The 17,382-nt window shown below is 65.9% G+C and carries 17 protein-coding genes; 7 read left to right on the forward strand and 10 right to left on the reverse strand.

What is annotated here, in order from left to right:
- Window positions 1–285 precede the first annotated feature (285 nt).
- Entirely contained in the window at window positions 286–3,141 is a 2,856-nt protein-coding gene (locus tag AB4Z47_RS18295; protein WP_441952315.1) for an FAD-binding and (Fe-S)-binding domain-containing protein, read from the forward strand.
- A gap of 49 nt (window positions 3,142–3,190) precedes the next feature.
- Here AB4Z47_RS18295 and AB4Z47_RS18300 read toward each other — a convergent pair whose 3' ends face one another.
- Window positions 3,191–3,352, reverse strand: a complete 162-nt coding sequence (locus tag AB4Z47_RS18300; RefSeq protein ID WP_441952319.1) for a hypothetical protein — start codon at window positions 3,350–3,352, stop codon at window positions 3,191–3,193.
- A 133-nt stretch (window positions 3,353–3,485) separates the two neighbouring features.
- Here AB4Z47_RS18300 and AB4Z47_RS18305 point away from each other — a divergent pair, with 133 nt between their 5' ends.
- Complete coding sequence (locus tag AB4Z47_RS18305; RefSeq protein ID WP_441952242.1) at window positions 3,486–4,442, forward strand: DNA-3-methyladenine glycosylase family protein; 957 nt, start codon at window positions 3,486–3,488, stop codon at window positions 4,440–4,442.
- Window positions 4,443–4,490: 48 nt separating this feature from the next.
- Here the strand turns inward: AB4Z47_RS18305 and AB4Z47_RS18310 are convergent, their stop codons facing one another.
- Together AB4Z47_RS18310 and AB4Z47_RS18315 are read right to left on the reverse strand one after the other, a co-directional pair.
- A complete protein-coding gene (locus AB4Z47_RS18310) occupies window positions 4,491–4,697 on the reverse strand; it encodes a hypothetical protein (protein WP_441952244.1) in 207 nt (68 codons plus the stop codon).
- A complete protein-coding gene (locus AB4Z47_RS18315; RefSeq protein WP_441952246.1) occupies window positions 4,697–4,939 on the reverse strand; it encodes a hypothetical protein in 243 nt (80 codons plus the stop codon). Before AB4Z47_RS18315 ends, AB4Z47_RS18310 begins: the two co-directional genes overlap by 1 nt.
- Before the next feature lie 225 nt (window positions 4,940–5,164).
- Here AB4Z47_RS18315 and AB4Z47_RS18320 point away from each other — a divergent pair, with 225 nt between their 5' ends.
- From AB4Z47_RS18320 to AB4Z47_RS18335, 4 genes are all read left to right on the forward strand, one after another.
- A complete protein-coding gene (locus AB4Z47_RS18320) occupies window positions 5,165–6,223 on the forward strand; it encodes a helix-turn-helix domain-containing protein (protein ID WP_441952248.1) in 1,059 nt (352 codons plus the stop codon).
- A complete protein-coding gene (locus tag AB4Z47_RS18325; RefSeq protein ID WP_327111073.1) occupies window positions 6,220–6,426 on the forward strand; it encodes a DUF397 domain-containing protein in 207 nt (68 codons plus the stop codon). The genes AB4Z47_RS18320 and AB4Z47_RS18325 overlap by 4 nt, the downstream gene beginning before the upstream one ends.
- 31 nt (window positions 6,427–6,457) lie before the next feature.
- Window positions 6,458–6,679, forward strand: coding sequence for a DUF397 domain-containing protein (locus AB4Z47_RS18330; RefSeq protein WP_327111071.1), 222 nt, complete (start codon window positions 6,458–6,460; stop codon window positions 6,677–6,679).
- 178 nt (window positions 6,680–6,857) lie between these two features.
- The gene (locus AB4Z47_RS18335; RefSeq protein ID WP_441952250.1) at window positions 6,858–7,055 is read left to right on the forward strand and encodes a hypothetical protein; all 198 of its coding nucleotides are present in this window, start codon (window positions 6,858–6,860) and stop codon (window positions 7,053–7,055) included.
- Window positions 7,056–7,103: 48 nt separating this feature from the next.
- Here AB4Z47_RS18335 and AB4Z47_RS18340 read toward each other — a convergent pair whose 3' ends face one another.
- From AB4Z47_RS18340 to AB4Z47_RS18370, 7 genes are all read right to left on the reverse strand, one after another.
- Window positions 7,104–7,850: a succinate dehydrogenase/fumarate reductase iron-sulfur subunit gene (locus tag AB4Z47_RS18340; protein ID WP_441952252.1), complete on the reverse strand. Its 747-nt coding sequence runs from the start codon at window positions 7,848–7,850 to the stop codon at window positions 7,104–7,106.
- Between the two features lie 2 nt (window positions 7,851–7,852).
- Window positions 7,853–9,793, reverse strand: coding sequence for a fumarate reductase/succinate dehydrogenase flavoprotein subunit (locus AB4Z47_RS18345; RefSeq protein WP_441952254.1), 1,941 nt, complete (start codon window positions 9,791–9,793; stop codon window positions 7,853–7,855).
- Window positions 9,794–9,818: 25 nt separating this feature from the next.
- Window positions 9,819–10,685 carry a hypothetical protein gene (locus tag AB4Z47_RS18350; RefSeq protein WP_441952256.1) on the reverse strand — a complete coding sequence of 289 codons (867 nt, stop codon included), beginning with the start codon at window positions 10,683–10,685 and terminating at the stop codon, window positions 9,819–9,821.
- A gap of 846 nt (window positions 10,686–11,531) precedes the next feature.
- Window positions 11,532–11,819 (reverse strand): hypothetical protein, encoded by a 288-nt coding sequence (locus AB4Z47_RS18355; RefSeq protein WP_441952258.1) that lies wholly within the window; start codon window positions 11,817–11,819, stop codon window positions 11,532–11,534.
- Window positions 11,820–12,014: 195 nt separating this feature from the next.
- Window positions 12,015–12,977 (reverse strand): alpha/beta fold hydrolase, encoded by a 963-nt coding sequence (locus tag AB4Z47_RS18360; protein ID WP_441952260.1) that lies wholly within the window; start codon window positions 12,975–12,977, stop codon window positions 12,015–12,017.
- Window positions 12,978–13,558: 581 nt separating this feature from the next.
- Window positions 13,559–15,514, reverse strand: coding sequence for an acyl-CoA dehydrogenase family protein (locus tag AB4Z47_RS18365; protein WP_441952262.1), 1,956 nt, complete (start codon window positions 15,512–15,514; stop codon window positions 13,559–13,561).
- A gap of 162 nt (window positions 15,515–15,676) precedes the next feature.
- Window positions 15,677–16,858, reverse strand: a complete 1,182-nt coding sequence (locus tag AB4Z47_RS18370) for an AAA family ATPase (RefSeq protein ID WP_441952263.1) — start codon at window positions 16,856–16,858, stop codon at window positions 15,677–15,679.
- Between the two features lie 168 nt (window positions 16,859–17,026).
- On the opposite strand from AB4Z47_RS18370, the gene AB4Z47_RS18375 reads away from it, so the two are divergent.
- Window positions 17,027–17,290: a hypothetical protein gene (locus AB4Z47_RS18375; protein WP_441952264.1), complete on the forward strand. Its 264-nt coding sequence runs from the start codon at window positions 17,027–17,029 to the stop codon at window positions 17,288–17,290.
- Window positions 17,291–17,382 lie beyond the last annotated feature (92 nt).

The raw sequence follows: 17,382 nt of genomic DNA on the forward strand, positions 1-17,382 counted from the left end.
TGGCGATGCAGGGGGCGGACATGCAGTTCCGCAGGCAGGGCCAATTGACACAACCTGCCTCTCGCCTGCTGATGTGACCGCATCGGCTCACTCCGGCTTCCGAGCGCAGCGAGACCAAGCATTCCCCCCGTTCGCGGCCCGGTTCGCGTCCGAGCGGCCGCCGCGTCCGCGACGCAGTCGCCAGCGGCGGCCGCTCGGACGCGAGCCACCAGGGGGCCGCGAACCCGCCGCGCCCGCGCGGCCAACAAACACAGCTTCTAGGCTGGCGAGGTGACCGAGAACCGGATGGCGGCACTGCACGGCAGTATCGCGGGTGAGGTCGACACCTCCGCGCGTCGCCGCGCGGAGTACTCCTCGGATGCCTCGAACTACCGTGTTCTCCCGGCAGCGGTCGTTTTCCCCCGCACCGACGCGGACGTGGCAACCACGCTGGAATTCGCCTGCGACCATGGTCTGCCGGTCACCGCGCGTGGCGGAGGAACCTCGGTGGCGGGCAACGCGATCGGCCCCGGGCTCGTGCTCGATTTCAGCAGGCACATGAACCGGATCTTGGCGCTGGATCCGGCGGCGCGCGTCGCCACGGTGCAACCGGGTGTGGTGCTTTCACAGTTGCAGGCCGCGGTGCGCCCGCTCGGCTTGCGCTTCGGACCGGATCCGTCGACGCAGAATCGCTGCACGCTCGGCGGCATGATCGGCAACAACGCCTGCGGACCACGGGCTGTCGCCTGGGGCCGCACCTCCGACACTGTGCGTGAACTGCGGATTCTGGACGGCACCCGCACGGAGCGCAGGCTGGCCGCCGACCTATCGGCGGTGCCGGGGCTCGCGGAGTTCACCGGGGCGCATCTCGCGGTGCTGCGCACCGATCTCGGCCGTTTCGGCCGCCAGGCCTCCGGCTACGGTCTCGAACATCTGCTGCCTGAGCGGGGCGCGTCGGCGGCGAAGGCGTTCGTCGGCAGCGAAGGCACCTGTGGCCTGCTACTGGACGCCACGGTCGAGTTGGTCGCGCTGCCCGCGGCGACTGTCCTCACCGTGCTCGGATACCCCGACATCGCCACCGCGGCCGACGATGTCGCCGCCGTCATGGCTTGCGCGCCGATCGCGGTCGAAGGCATCGACGCGCGGTTGGTCGATGTGGTCCGCGCCCACCGGGGCAGGGTCCCCGAACTGCCATCCGGCGGCGGATGGTTGTTCGTCGAGACCGCGGGTGCGACGCAGGCCGAGGCGGTGGCAGTCGCCGAGCGGCTGTGTCGGACCGCAGGCGCACTCGACGCCCGGATCGTCACCGATACTGTTGCCGCCGCGGCACTTTGGCAGATTCGGGCCGACGGTGCCGGACTCGCCGGTCGCACGCGGGAAGGACGCCCGGCCTGGCCGGGGTGGGAGGACGCGGCCGTTCCACCCGAACGGCTCGGCGCCTACTTGCGCGATTTCGCCGCGCTGACCCGGGACCACGATGTGGACGGCCTGCTCTACGGGCACATCGGCGACGGCTGCATCCATGTTCGCCTCGACCTGCCGATCGCCGACGCGCCGCAGCGTTTTCGCGCCTTCCTCTTCGACGCGGCCGAGCTGGTCGTGCGGCATGGCGGTTCGCTCTCCGGCGAGCACGGCGACGGTCGCGCCCGCTCGGAGCTGCTCTCGGTGATGTACTCCCGCACGGCGCTCGACGCGTTCGCCGGGTACAAGGCGCTGTTCGATCCTGGTGACGTGCTGAACCCGGGTGTCCTGGTCGCGCCGCGTCCGATCGATGTCGATCTGCGGCTCGTCGGGCTGGCGCCGGGTGTCGGGTCGTCGAACGGCTACGCATTCCCACACGACGACGGTGATCTGAGCACAGCCGTCCATCGCTGTGTCGGTGTGGGCAAGTGCCGTGCCGACGGCGGTTTCATGTGCCCGTCCTACCTGGCCACAAGGGATGAGAAGGACAGCACGCGAGGACGGGCCAGGGTGCTGCAGGAAGTGGTCCGGGGTGCGCTGCCGTGGTCGTCGCAGGCCGTCGCCGAATCGCTCGATCTGTGCCTGTCCTGCCGGGCGTGTCGCTCGGATTGTCCGGCGGGCGTCGACCTGGCCACCTATAAATCGGAGGCGCTGCACCGCCGCTACCGCCATCGGCCGCGCCCGCCCGATCACTACTCGCTGGGTTGGCTGCCGAGATGGCTCGCTGTCGCGAGCCGGATGCCGCGGGTCGTCAACGCACTGGCCGATCGTGCCGCGCTGCGCCGACTCGGACTGCGGGCGGCGGGAATCGATTCGCGCCGCGCCGTGCCGCGCCTCGCCGAACGCAGTTTCCGCCGCATATGGCGTGACCTGGACGACGGCGCTCGGCTCGCCGATCCGGCGGATGAGCCCGACCGGCTCGAGGACCGCTCTGCCCATCGGCTCGACTCTGCCCATCGGCTCGACGACAGCTCTGCCCGTGGCCGATCGGAGGATCGCTCCGGCGAGGTGATGTTGTGGATCGACACCTTCACCAACGCCTTCGACCCCGAGATCGCGCTGGCCGCGGCCCGGCTGTTGACCACGCTCGGCTACCGTGTCCGGATTCCCGAGCACCGTGTCTGCTGCGGCCTCACCTGGATCAGCACGGGGCAGCTCGACGGCGCCCGTGCCCGGCTGCGCGACACCATGGCCGCGCTGGACGAGCACGTGCGCGCGGGCGGCCTCGTGGTCGGACTGGAACCGTCCTGCACCGCGGTCCTGCGCGCTGACCTACCAGAACTGCTTCCGGACGACCCGCGGTCGGTCGCCATCGCGGCGGCGGTGCGCACGCTGGCCGAGTTCCTCGCCGAGCAGCCGAACTGGCGCCCGCCAGTGCGGACCGGGCAGTCGGTGGTGGTCCAACCGCATTGTCATCAACACGCGATTTTGGGCTTCGATGCCGATCGCCAGCTGTTAACCAGTATGGATTTGAATGTGACTGAGATCACCGGATGTTGCGGTATGGCGGGAAACTTCGGAATGCAAGCCGGCCATTACGACATTTCGGTCGCAGTGGCCGAGAATGGAATGTTGCCCGCGTTGCGTACTGCGGGAGGCGACGCGATCCTCCTCGCCGACGGATTCTCCTGCCGCACCCAGGCCGTTGCCATTGCCGGTCGCAAAGGTCGGCATCTTGCCCAGTTCCTCTTGGGGCAATGAGACTTTCACGCACCCGCCGCAACTGGCCGCGGCGAGTGCGCCACGTCGCTCAGCTGCCGAAGGGTAGGGTGCCCTGCGGAATCTGGTAACCCGAGCTGCCCGCGGAAACGCCGCCCCAGGCGTTGAGCAACCAGTTGAGCACATTGGTGATCATCAGAACCTCCGTAGTGGCGACTGCCAGCTGTTTGCCGACCAAAATCAGTATCGGCATGCTATTTCTTCGCGTTACAAAGTACGCCATTCAGATATCATGCCGAATTGCTATCGCACGGTGCGGTATCGCGTCAGGCGGCAATTCTCGGCCGATTGTGGCGGGGGGCGTCGCCGAGCCCACACCGGGCAGAATGATTCGTGTGCGCAACGCGATGGCCGAGCCGGGAGCGGGCCGGACCGGTTCGTCCAGGACCCTGACAGCGGATCGGCCGATCGATCTCGCGTGCACCCTCGCCCCGCTCGGCCGCGGCAATGGCGACCCCTGCCACCGGGTCTCCAGCGACGGCGCGCACTGGCACGCTTCCCGCCTCCCCACCGGCCCGGTCACCTACCGGTTGACCCAGTCCGGGCGATGCGCAGTCGAGGCCTGTGCCTGGGGCCCCGGCGCGACCGAATTCCTCGACGGCCTCGAGCACATGCTGTGCCTGGACGAGGATCTCTCGGCGTTCGCTCCCGATCACCCGAAGCTCGTCGACGCCCACCGCCGTTATCCAGGTCTGCGCATGCTGCGCACCGGCCTGGTCTTCGAGGCTCTGGTACCTGCCGTGCTGGAACAAAAGGTGCACACCGTCTCCGCTCGCGCCTCGTGGCGAACACTGGTGCGGCGGTTCGGTGAGCCCGCGCCCGGGCCCGCGCCGGAGGAAATGCGGCTGCCGCCGGACGCCGAGACCTGGCGGCGGATCCCGTCCTGGGCCTACCATCGCGCCAACGTCGGCCCGCAGCGCGCCCAGACCATCGTGCGCGCGGCCCGGGTGGCGAGCTCGCTGGAGCGGGCGGCGCAGGTCGATCCGGCTGAGGCCGCGCGCATGCTGCGGACCATCCCCGGCATCGGGGTGTGGACCGCCGCGGAGATAGCGCAGCGGGCGTTCGGTGACGCGGATGCGTTGTCAGTCGGCGATTACCACCTCGCTGCGACGGTCGGCTGGACCCTGCTCGGCCGCCCACTCGACGATGAGGCACTAATCGACTGTCTGGAACCGCTACGCCCGCATCGTTATCGGGCGATCCGGTTGCTCGAGATCAGCGGGCATTTCCACAAACCGAAGTTCGGCCCGCGCACGCCGCTCACGGATCACACCTGGCACTGAGCGACGCGGATGTGCCGGGCGTGATCGGCCGAGGAGACCGGCGCCCACTCAGCTGGGCAGCGCGCGCTCGTCGAGCACGCACTTGCCTGCCTCGACCAACGTCGTGCGCGCGCGGCGGCGCACCTGGCACCGGTCCACGGTGCAGTCGATGTGTAATTGCATTGCGGAGTGGGCTTGTTCGATGCTCATCGCACCAGGATCGGCTCCGCAGGCGAGCAGCGCCGCGACCTGTAGGTTCAGCTCGGTCAGCGGCATCAGGCTACTCCCTCTCCGCGGGCACCGACTATCCGGCGATGCTTGCCGGCTCCACCACGCGGCCGGCGCGCGGTCAGGCCGACCTCGTCGGCCGGCTCTCCGACCGAATCGAGCGGGGTGGGCACGACTTCGGCCACACGCAGAGCGGCGACCGCCTGCGCGCAGGTCAGGGTCAGAGAGGACATCACCCAGCTCTCTTGTCCAATTCCACGCGCCCGATGCGGAGTGAGATCGCTGGTCATCGACGACGACGCTATGACGTGTGCTGCCATGACTCCTCGTTCCTGCGTGCGACTCCTGTGCGCGCCCGAGGGTTTCGCAGTGGGCGACGAACGGGCCGGAGACCTTCCGGGCATACTTCCAGCACACCACCGCCTCGACTGTGGAACAACGATCATCGTGGATATCCAAAATTTTCGCGCGAATTCCCAGCACAAAATCCGGGTAGGAGGAGAGGATTCTCCATAGTGGATGAAAGAGCCCTCTGCCCAAGCGAAGTGACGGGGAGCCGAGCTTGTGGGTCGACCCCGATCGCCCTCGGGCTGTCATCGGAACGCAGAACGGAGCGTGCTGTGTCAGAGAGTTCGGCAAGAGTGTCAGCGAATTCCCAGGAATCGTCCTGCGGGTCCGACAAACCAAGCGGTTCCGAAAATCCCTCCTCAACCCTACCCCGCCGGCAACTCGGCAGATACCTTCGGGATTGGCGCACTCGAGCGGGGCTCACCATCGCCGAGGCGTCGAAGCTCATGGAATGGGGCGCAAGCACTTTGCAGCGCCTCGAGAAGGGGCAAGCCGATCGCATCCGCACCATCGACATTCAGGAACTTTGCCGGATATACGGCATTCCGGACGACTTGGCCGAGGGTCTCAAGGGGCTGGCGCAGCAGGCGGCGGTCAAGAGCTGGTGGCACGCCTACGGCGATCTGATCCCCGAAAACTTCGACGTCTACGTCGGTCTGGAGGCATCAGCCCGGCATCTCACCTCCTACCAGTCCGAACTCGTCCTCGGGTTGTTGCAGACCGCCGACTACGCGATGGCGTTGAATCGTCTGGGCTATCCCGAGGATTCGGAGGCGGAACTGCATCGGCGGGTCCAGCTGCGCTTACAGCGGCAGGCCCTGATCACGAGGAAGGCGTCGCCCGCCACGGTTGACGTGGTGTTGCACGAGTCCGTGCTGCGCCGAATGGTTGGTGGCGTGAAAGTGATGGCGGCGCAGCTAAGACATCTTGCCGATTTCAGTACTCGAACCAATATCTCGCTGCGTATCCTGCCGTTCGCGGCTGGTGTCCCGCTCGGAGTATCCACCGGTCCGTTCACGGTTCTCGAGTTCGGAACCGATAGCAAAGGGCTGCCGGTCGAACCGTCAGTGGTGTACACGGAAGGTTTCACCGGGGATCTTTACCTGGAAAGACGTGCCGATGTGCGGCGGTACGATCGGGCCCACGAGTGCCTCCAGCGCTGTGCGCTGGATATTCAGTCGAGTAGACACCTGCTCCGGCAGGTAGCGAAGGAGTATGTGGCATGAGTTTCGATCTGGTTGGAGCGCAGTGGTTCAAGAGCACCCGCAGCGGAGCGGGAAAGGACTGTGTGGAGGTGGCCTTCCTCGACGGTAGCCACGTCGGCGTCCGTGACAGCAAGAACCCCGGCGGACCAGCACTCGTCTTCACACCAGTGGAATGGGATGCGTTCACCGCGGGTGTGACCGGTGGAGAATTCGTCCGCTCATAAGGGCGGCAACGAGAGCAAAGGAGTCCATGTCGTGAGCATCCAAGGCAACACGAACGTCGATCTTGCCGGCGCCACCTGGCGTAAGGCGGGCGAAGGCGCGAGCAATAGCGTGGAGGTAGCGCTGCTCGCCGACGGGCACGTAGGCCTACGCAACGGCAAGGATCCCGACGGCCCAGTGCTGGTCTTCACCCCGGGGGAATGGGCCGCCTTCACCGCGGGCGTCCACGACGGTGAGTTCGACCGGCCGGAATAGTGATGGCCCGGCTCGGCGGCGGGTGACGAGCTGCCGGGCCGGGAGTCGTGCGGCCAGGCGGATTATCCCAGGTCGGCGCGCACGATGTGATCGAATCTGCACTTTCGGATCACGAAATGGCACAGATTCGACAACGAAATCATGTTTGCCGCAGCCGCTTGCGGGTAAACCACTTCTTGTGGACCGTGGGCTCAAAAGTTCCCATCCCCGGTACAAGAAACTGCGTCCGGGGGATTGGGTTGAATGGCTGATCGTCGCATTGTTGTTCGCGGTGTCGGCAATCGGTGTCTTCATCCTCACCAGCTCGGTGCTGTCGGCGTTGTTCGTCGGCCTGCTGGTGTGGATCGTCGCCATCGGTGTGGTGGCGATGCTGTAAGGGTGCGCCCACCGGCCGGGTATGCTCCCGGCCGGTGGCCTCGGCGGACTAGCGGCGGAAAAGTTTGTTGCCCAGCCAGACCAGTGGATCGTATTTCCGGTCGGCCACCCGTTCCTTGAGTGGAATCAACGCGTTGTCGGTGATCTTGATGTGCTCCGGGCAGACCTCGGTGCAGCACTTGGTGATATTGCAGAAGCCGAGTCCCTGCTCGTCCTGTGCCAGTTCCCGGCGGTCGGCCACATCCAGGGGATGCATCTCCAACTCGGCGATCCGCATCAGGTACCGCGGCCCCGCGAACGACGTCTTGTTCTCCTCGTGGTCACGCACCACGTGGCAGGTATCCTGACACAGGAAGCACTCGATGCACTTGCGGAACTCCTGCGAACGCTGCACGTCGACCTGCTGCATCCGGTAATCTCCCGGCTTCAGATCGACGGGCGGCGTGAACGACGGGATCTCCCTTGCCTTCTCGTAGTTGAAGGACACATCGGTCACCAGGTCCTTGATCACCGGAAAGGTGCGCATCGGCGTCACCGTGATCACCTCGTCCTCGGTGAAGGTGGACATGCGCGTCATGCACAGCAGACGCGGACGCCCGTTCACCTCGGCCGAACAGGAACCGCACTTGCCCGCCTTGCAGTTCCAGCGGACAGCCAGATCGGGCGCCTGCGTGGCCTGCAACCGATGAATAATGTCGAGCACGACCTCGCCCTCGTTCACCAGCACGGTGAAGTCGTGCAGTGCACCGCCCTCGAGGTCCCCGCGCCACACGCGGAATTTGGCGTCATAACCCATCGCTACGCCTCTCGCTCCGTGGAATTCCCGACCGCCGCCGGGTGCCCGGCGAGTTCGGCCGGGGTGTAGTACTTTTCGAGCTCGCCGAGATCGAAGAGAGCGAGCAGCTCGGGCCGCATCGGAACCTGATCCTTGGGCGTCACCGTGACGGAGGGGATCGGGTCCTCGGCCGTATTCGGGTCCACTGCGCAGACCAGAAGCCTGTTGCGCCAGTCGGGATCCATCGACGGGTGGTCGTCGCGGGTGTGCCCGCCGCGGCTTTCGGTGCGCAGCAGCGCGGCCTGCGCGACGCACTCGCTGACCAGCAGCATGTTCTGCAGGTCGAGCGCGAGATGCCAGCCGGGGTTGAACTGGCGGTGTCCCTCCACGGTGACCTGCTGGAAGCGGGCGCGCAGCGCGGCCAGCTTGCTGATCGCCTCACGCACTTCGTGTTCCTTGCGGATGATGCCGACCAGGTCGTTCATCGACTGCTGCAGATCGGTGTGCAGGGTATAGGGGTTCTCACCGCTGTCCTCGGTAGGCGGATCGAACGGGGCCAGTGCGACTTTCGCGGCCTTTGCGATGTCGTTCTCGGAGATCGCCGGGCGCTCGCTGAGATTCTCGACATAGGAGGCAGCGCCGAGTCCGGCGCGGCGGCCGAACACCAGCAGGTCCGACAGCGAGTTCCCGCCGAGCCGATTCGACCCGTGCATTCCGCCGGAACACTCGCCTGCGGCGAACAGACCGGGCACGGTTGCCGCGCCGGTATCCGGATCGACCTCGACACCGCCCATCACGTAGTGGCAGGTCGGGCCGACCTCCATCGGCTCCTTCGTGATGTCCACGTCCGCGAGCTCTTTGAACTGGTGATGCATCGAGGGCAGCCGCCGCACGATCTCCTCGGCAGACATCCGGGAGGCGATATCGAGGTAGACGCCGCCGTGCTCGGTGCCGCGGCCTGCCTTGACCTCCTCGTTGATCGCCCGCGCGACCTCGTCACGCGGCAGCAGGTCTGGCGTGCGACGTGCGGAATCGTTGTCGCGCAACCACTGATCGGCTTCTTCCTCGGTCTCGGCGTACTGCCCCTTGAAGACTGGCGGAATGTAGTCGAACATGAACCGCTTGCCCTCGGTGTTCTTCAGCACCCCGCCGTCGCCGCGCACGCCCTCGGTGACCAAGATGCCCTTCACACTGGGTGGCCAGACCATGCCGGTCGGGTGAAACTGCAGGAACTCCATGTTGATCAGCGTCGCGCCCGCCCGCAGTGCGAGGGCATGCCCGTCGCCGGTGTACTCCCAGGAGTTCGAGGTCACCTTGTACGACTTGCCGATGCCGCCGGTCGCCAATACCACTGCCGGCGTCTCGAACAGGATGAAGCGGCCTGATTCGCGCCAGTACCCGAACGCGCCGGAAATCCGGTCACCGTCCTTGAGTAGTTCGGTGATCGTACATTCTGCGAACACCTTGATCCGCGACTCGTAGTCACCGGTCTCCGCGAAATCCTCCTGCTGCAGCGAGACGATCTTCTGCTGCATGGTGCGGATGATCTCCAGGCCGGTCCGGTCACCGACGTGCGCGAGCCGCGGATACGTGTGGCCGCCGAAGTTGCGCTGGCTGATGCGGCCGTCCGGGGTCCGATCGAACAGTGCCCCATAGGTTTCCAGTTCCCACACCCGATCGGGCGCCTCCTGGGCATGCAATTCGGCCATGCGCCAGTTGTTCAAGAACTTGCCACCGCGCATCGTGTCCCTGAAATGGGTTTGCCAACTGTCCTTTTCATTGGCGTTGCCCATGGATGCGGCGCAGCCGCCCTCGGCCATCACGGTGTGTGCCTTGCCGAACAGCGACTTGCACACCACCGCGACGGACAGGCCGTGTTCCCTTGCCTCGATCACTGCCCGCAATCCAGCGCCGCCCGCTCCGATCACGACGACGTCGTAGTTGTGCCGTTCCACTTCTGCCATGCAGAGAAACTCCTCAGTGAGGCGGTCAGTTGATGAACCGCAGGTCCGAAATCGTCTTGCTGGCAACCAACATGACGTAGAAATCGGTCAGTACGAGTGTGCCGAGGGTGGTCCAGGCCAGCGCCATGTGCCGGGTATTGAGCTTGGAGACCTGGGTCCAGAACCAGTAGCGCACCGGATGCGCCGAGAAGTGCTTGAGCCGTCCGCCCGCGATATGCCTGCAGGAATGGCACGACAGCGTGTAGGCCCACAGCAGGATCACGTTGACCAGCAGCACGATATTGCCGAGGCCGAAACCGAAACCACCGGTCTCGCCGTGGAACGCGACGATCGCGTCGTAGGTGTTGATCACCGAAACCACCACGGCCACATAGAAGAAGTAGCGGTGCACGTTCTGGATGATCAGCGGCAGCCTTGTCTCGCCGGTGTAGGTGGCGTGCGGCTCGGCTACGGCGCATGCGGGCGGAGAGAACCACACCGCACGGTAGTAGGCCTTGCGGTAGTAGTAGCAGGTCAATCGGAAGCCGAGTAGGAAAGGCAGCACCACGAAGCCGAGCGGCAGGATTACGGGCAGCTCGCCGAACGGCGTGCCGAAATGGCTCGAGCCCTCGACGCACGAGGTGCTCAGGCACGGCGAGTAGAACGGTGTGAGGTAGTGGTATTCGGGAACCCAATATGCCGTGCGCACATACGATCTGATCGTCGCGTAAATAATGAACGCGGTTAGCCCGAGCACCGTGACAAGTGGGGGAATCCACCATCGGTCAGTGCGCAAAGTGCGTTCGGAGATTCGGGCCCTGGTTCTGCTGAAGACGCCGGTGCCCGTCTCCGGGGCGGCGGTCGGTGCGGCATTCACTGGGATGCCTCGCTGATCTGCTGTGCGGGTGGTCATCGTTACCTCCGCAGTCGAATGTGATGCTGAGCACCATACGACACACGTGCTATCGGGTAGGCCGGGTCCCGGCGATCCCCACCCGCCCAAACGTCCGTGATTTGCGCCACATCTAGTGTCGCGTCACCGAGTGCCCGAGGTCGGTGAACGGACCGCAAACACCTCGAGCTCAACTGAACAGAGTGTGTCCGGCGTGCGGACGCGATCAAGGAAGCTCGGGTCGAATTATCACGTCGGCACGCGGTACCCGCGGCAGCAAAAGCGTCGTTATCTCTACCGGAGATGTGCCCGTTGACGTGCGCTGATGCGGTGTCGCACCGGGCTCGGCTGGGAGTGGAGTAGGCAGGCATCGCGCCTGAACTCCATGGTGAGGTTGCGAACTGCTCGTAGCAGTGCGAATGAACGCCTGCGAATGTATGTTCGAATCGCTGCCCGGGGCCGAGGTTGACACTGTGGAAGCGAAAACCGAACTGCCGCAGGATGAATGGTTCTCGAGTGTCGGTTCGTCCGCCTGCCCTGGGCGGTGCAGTCGTTGACGGTGAATCGGGGACTCGTACCGGGGAGTGGCTCGGCCGCCAGTCATCGGGCTGGAGAAGCACGTGGAACCGACCGGAAGTCACCGCCTCGCGCCCAGGTCGGGAAGGCGGGTGGCGTGGAAACGTCTACTCCACACGGCCGTCCGGCCGGTAGGACGGGACTGCCATTCGTAAGGGATGGCTGCCTGGCTTGGGAGTGGTCATACAAGCACTCACATATCAGGTAACGGTATCTGTTGTGCCCCCGCAACAAGTGCATCACGGTCCCGGTCGATCACGGGCGGGCCCGTGATGCACTTGCGTTACGGAGCTACTTGGTCCGCGGACGGGAGTGGAAGCCGAGTCCCTCGTCCTGTGCGCCCATCCAGGCGGCCTCGTCGGACTTGCTGTCCGGAACGTAGATCGTGTCCTGCGGTCGGCGCGGCACTTCCGGGGGCGGCGACTGCTCGAGTTCGTCGGCGTCGATGACGAGCCGTTCGAGATCGTTCTCCAGCCGACGCACAGTATTGGCGTCGCCATAGTGGGTGCGCAGTGCGCCGATGGATTGCCGAAGCTGGCCGACCGCGTAGCGGAGTTCCGCAAATTCGCTGCGTGTCATCGATGCCTCCTCTGTTCCTGGCGGACAGCCGAACTCGGCGGGTAGTGCGTGGTTGCTGCCTGTCTCGAACCACGCGCCACCGAGTTGTGTGACCCACCACACAACGTGATGTACAACACAGTACCGAATGATTCTGATTCTGGCGCGCTCGATGTCGATCCCGGCGGTTGTGCCGGGTTTTTCTGGTCTCTCCGATCAACCCGCGGCCGCGAATTCGGATCCGTCGCGCGCCGCGCCGAAGGCTCGCTCGACGAGTCCGACGATGGAGAGTGCGACCTCTTCGGCACGCTCCAGCATCACGCTGTGCCCTGCCCCTTCCAGGCGCACCAGCTCCGAACCCGCCAGCTGGGAGGCCAGCACTACGGAGTGTGTGAACGGAATGACGATGTCCGCGGAGCCCGCAAGCACCAGCGCGGGGATGGTGCCGAGGCGGTGCAGCGTCGCTGTCTCGTCGAAGGTGATCAACGAGTGCAGGAAGCTGGACATCGTCAGCAGTGAGGTGTCGTTGAGCATCGCGGTGGCGAGCGCGACGATGCGCGGATTCACCTTCCTGGTGCCGAAGTTGGCCTCCCGGATCATCGGCTCGAACAACCGCCGCGACAGTCGCTTGGGCGCCTGCATCGCGCGGGGCGCGCGGGTGACGGCGGCTTGCAGCGAAGTCACCGCGCGCCGGCTCAGGAAGCGGCCGAGCCCGGCCTCGGTGACACCGTTGGCTGCTCCCGCGAGCAGTCCGACGCCGACGACACGTGTGCCGATTGCCTCCGGGAACAGCCGAGAGTAGGCGAGCACCACCATCGCGCCCATCGAGTGCCCGACCAGGATCACCGGACCGGTCGGCGCTAGCGTCCGCAGTACGGCGTCCAAGTCGTGTCCCAGCTGGTCGATCGTGTAAGTCGACGGATCCGCCACTCCCGACTCGCCGTGGCCCCGATGGTCGTAGAACACCATCCTGGTGTCGCCGCCCCACTGCCGGAGCAGCTGGTCACGCAGGAACGACCAGGATTCGGTGCGTAAGCAGTGACCATGCACGAAGACGACAGTCGCGGGAGTGTCCTCGGCGCCGAAGACGCGGACCGCGAGAGGGACTCCGTCGTCGGCCGATACCGTGACATGTCGGCCGTCGTAATCTGCGGCCCGGCGGGCGATCGTCGTGGACATGACACTCTCCTGGGGCGAGCACCTATCGGACCTTCTTGCCTGGTTGTCGATCCGGATTTCCGTGCCGTTAACGACCGGACACCTGCCGTTACGCACACGTTGTCCAACGGGAGCGGCGAACGACACACCGCCTTGCCGCCGCGCTTGCCGAGGAATTCGGGAGAGTGGGTCGGATGCTGGATTCCGTGGAGAGTCCGGGAATCCGTCGCTTGCCTCTCTATCGACCAGTCGAGTATTTCTCCTAGAGTCCACTAGATTTTGTTATCCAACTGGCCATCGCTGATGGTCGGGAAAATCTGCGCCTCTCTACAAATATCCCGATATGGCCGAATACCATGCGAGCCTCGAACCCGACGGCGTCCCGTTCGGGTGCCGCGCCCCGAACGGGACAAGCGTCCTCGCCTAATGGGCGCAGCCGGACGAAGTCCGCCCGCAGCCCGCGCCGGGTCGAGCGGAGGCTCGAGGTGGCTGCTTGTGCGCCGGGTTCTGCGGAGGCTCGAGGTGGCTGCTTGTGCGCCGGGTCGAGCGGAGGCTCGAGGTGGCTGCTTGTGCGCCGGGTCGAGCGGAGGCGAGGCAGCCGCCTAGGTGCCCGCGTGGCTGCGGGTTGGCGGCAGGAACGGGCGCAGCAGGTTCGCCTCGGTCGACGGACCCACCTGCCACTCGGCGATCCACGGCCCGGTTCCCTCGCTCGGATCGAGCACACCCTCCTCCAGCCACTGGTAGCGACCGTCGAGCACGCCGCGGGTGAGGGTGCGATCATCATCGTCGGTGTTGTCCCACAACGCGTCGAACAGCTTGCGCACGCGCACCCGTGACTGCCTGCAGAAGACATCCGCCAACTCCTCGGCGGACTTGCCTTCCGGCGCGCCCGCGCTGCGCAGCGCCTGTGCACGCACGCAGGCTGCCGACATTGCGAACAACTCGGCGCCGATGTCGACGATCCGGCCGAGGAAGTTCTGCCGGTATTCGAGGCCGGCCTGCCAACGGCCCATCGCGTACATCAGCGATCTGGCCTGCTTGCGCGAACTACGTTCGACGAACCGCAAATGACGTGCCAGCGGGCCGAATTCGGTATAGGCGGCGGGCACCGTGCCCGCGCCGACGGCCAGCTGCGGGAACCACTTGGCGTAGAACCCGGTCGCGCCGACCGCAGCCTTCGCCTTGTTCTTCAACTCGGCCTTGCGGTCGACCAGCGCGCCTGCGGCCGCCATGTGCGCGTCGGCCATCTCCCTGGCGATCAGCAGCCGCATGATCTCGCTGGAACCTTCGAAGATGCGGTTGATCCGCAGGTCGCGCACCAGTTGCTCGGCGCCGACGGCGCGCTCGCCACGCGCGGCGAGCGAGGCCGCCGTCTCGTATCCACGACCGCCGCGGATCTGCACGAGCTCGTCGGCGATCCGGCAGCTCATCTCGCTGGCCCACAGCTTGGCCAGCGCCGCCTCGATCCGGATGTCGTTTCGTGCCTCGTCGCACATGGCCGCCGACAGGTCGAGCGTCGCCTCCAGCGCGAAGACGGTGGCCGCGATGAACGAGATCTTCGCGCCGACGGCGGCGTGCTCGCCGACCGGCCGACCCCACTGCACCCGCTGTGTGCTCCACTCCCGCGCGATCTTCAGCGACCACTTCCCTGCCGCGGTACAAAGGGCGGGAATAGCGAGTCTGCCCGCGTTCAGGGTGGTGAGTGCGATCTTGAGGCCGTCGCCCTCGCGGCCGATCAGGTTGCGCTTGGGCACCCGGACGTTGTGCATCCGGGTGACGCCGTTCTCGATGCCGCGCAGGCCCATGAACGCGTTGCGCCGCTCCACCGTGATGCCCGGCGAATCGGCTTCGACCACGAACGCCGAGATGCCGCCGCGATGTCCTTCGCTCTTGGGCACGCGCGCCATCACGACGAGCAGTTCGGCGACTACGCCGTTCGTCGTCCACAGCTTGACGCCGTTGAGCTCGTAGAACTCGCCGTCTTCGATCGGCGTCGCGGTGCTGGCCATGCGCGCCGGGTCGGAGCCCACGTCGGGCTCGGTCAGCAGGAACGCGCTGACCGCGCCCGCCGCGCAGCGGGGCAGGAACTCTGCCTTCTGCTCGGGGGTGCCCGCCAGCTTCAGTGGTTCCGGTACACCGATGGACTGGTGCGCCGAGAGCAGCACGCCCAGGCTTGGGTGTGCGGAACCGATCAGCATCAGCGCCCTGTTGTACCCGAACTGGGAAAGGCCCTGGCCACCATAGGATTCTGGGATCTTCAGGCCGAAGCAGCCGAGTTCGGCCAGGCCTTTCACGTAGTCGTCCGGGATTCGGCTTTCGGATTCGATCACCGATCCGTCGAGCGTCTCGCAGTACTGCCGCAGTCGGGCCAGGTACGCCTCGGTGCGCGCGGTGTCCTCGGGGTCGGGCTGCGGGTAGGGATGGATCAGATCGAGCCGGAATCGTCCCAGAAACATCTCCTTGGCGAACGATGGCTTGGCCCAGCTGGTTTCGCGGGACTCCTCGACTAGTGCGCGGGCCTGTTCTTCGGTCGCGTCGACTTTCGCGGCTGTCGCCATGATGCCCTCCTTGGACGTGATCGGGATCACATCCAAGTGTAGGAGGGTTTGTTACCCGCTGGTAGGTCTTACGGTCGAGAGAAATCTACGAATCTCTACCAATTTTGCAAGAGGCGCAGATATGCGGCCGATCCATGCGGTCATCGGCCGCGGCCTCCGCCGTCAGACCGAGCGCAGGTAGCGGCCGAAGTGTGGCACGGTGAAACCGACCGTGCCGCGTTCGGCCGAGTAGATGAGGCCCTTCTTGATCAAGCCATCGCGCGCCGGGGACAGCGAGGCAGGTTTGCGACGGAGTTCGTTGGCCACCGCCGCGGTCGCCACCGGGCCGTCGTCGCCGGCCAGGTCGGCCATGGCGCGCATGTACTCACGCTCCGCGGGGGTTGCGCGCTCATAGCGGGAACCGAAGAAGCCGACCGCCAACTCCTCCTCCGCGGACGGTGCGGCCACCTCGACGTCTTCGGCACCGATCGGACTCTCCGGCGCCTGGTCCCATGCCGCTTTGCCGTACGCTTGCACGAAATAGGGGTAGCCGTCGGCCTTGTGATAGAGAGCATCGAGCGCTTCGTCGGTGAACTTCACGTCTTCGCGCTGGGCAGGCGCGATCAGAGCCTGGTCCGCGGACTCTCGGTCGAGTCGGTCGATGCGGTGATAGCTGAAGAGTCGCTCGGAGTAGCTCTTCGAGGCGGATAGCACCGCGGGCAGGTGCGGGAGGCCTGCGCCGACCACGATCAGCGGCGCCGCGTCTTGGCTCAGCTCGTGGCAGGCGCCGCAGATCGCGGAGATGTCGGCGGCGCCGAGATCCTGCATCTCATCGATGAAGAGCGCGATCCCGATGCCGATGTCGCCGGCCAGTGCGGCGGCCGCGACCAGAAGTTCCACCAGATCGATCTCGATGTCGCCGGAATCGGCTCGGCCGGTCACGGCGGGCACGTCGATGCCGGGTTGCCAGCGTTCCCGCATGCCTTTCTCGGCGGTAGCGCGCAACGCGAAAGCCTTGAGGATGCCGAGAAAGTCGTCGACCCGCTCGGGATCGCGGTGTGCCATGGCGATGGCGCGCACGGCCATGTGCAGCGCCGAGGACAACGGGCGGCGCAGTTCCTGGTCCGGTCGTGCCTCGATCTTGCCGGTGCCCCAGCCGCGCGAGATCGCGGCGGAACGAAGTTGGTTGAGCAGCACGGTCTTTCCGACACCGCGCAGGCCGGTGAGCATGACGCTCCGTTCCGGACGACCGCGCGCGACACGTTCGAGCACAATGTCGAACGCGGTGAGTTGCTTGTCGCGCCCGGCTAATTCGGGTGGGCGCTGTCCCGCTCCGGGTGCATACGGATTCCGTACGGGGTCCATGCCCTGACACCGTAGCGCGTCTTGTCACCATAATCTGGGTGTGTCTACGGCGTGTCCTAGAGAGGCTTAGCGGGCCGTATTGCACTATGGGTCGCGCCGCCGAAGTTCTAGGCTGGTGGCGGTTCGGCCAGAATGGTCGCGCGATACGCGCGCGGGAACGGAGGGGGCATGTCCGACGAACCCACCGCAGAAACCACCGCCGAGGTGGTCGAGTCGTGGAGCGTTCCGGCGGGCGCCACGGTGGCGCAGCGCATCAGGTCCAACATCCTCGTCGCGATCGAACGCGGTTACGACGACCCCCAGCTCGTCGCGGACCTAGCGGTCGGCCCGCTGGTCATGGCGCTGGGCAGACTCGAGGTCGAGTTGGCCGAGGCGCGGCGCAGAATCGATGAGCTGGAGCGCGCACTCAGGACGCGCCGGGCGGAATCCTGATCGCATGACCGCGATTCGCGCCGCAGTTGTCTGTTCGGTGATCGAGCGCTGAAGGTCGAGATCGAGTTGTGACCATCGGCAGTTGTCCGGTT

Source organism: Nocardia sp. 2TAF39 (assembly GCF_052114905.1).
Lineage (GTDB): Bacteria > Actinomycetota > Actinomycetes > Mycobacteriales > Mycobacteriaceae > Nocardia.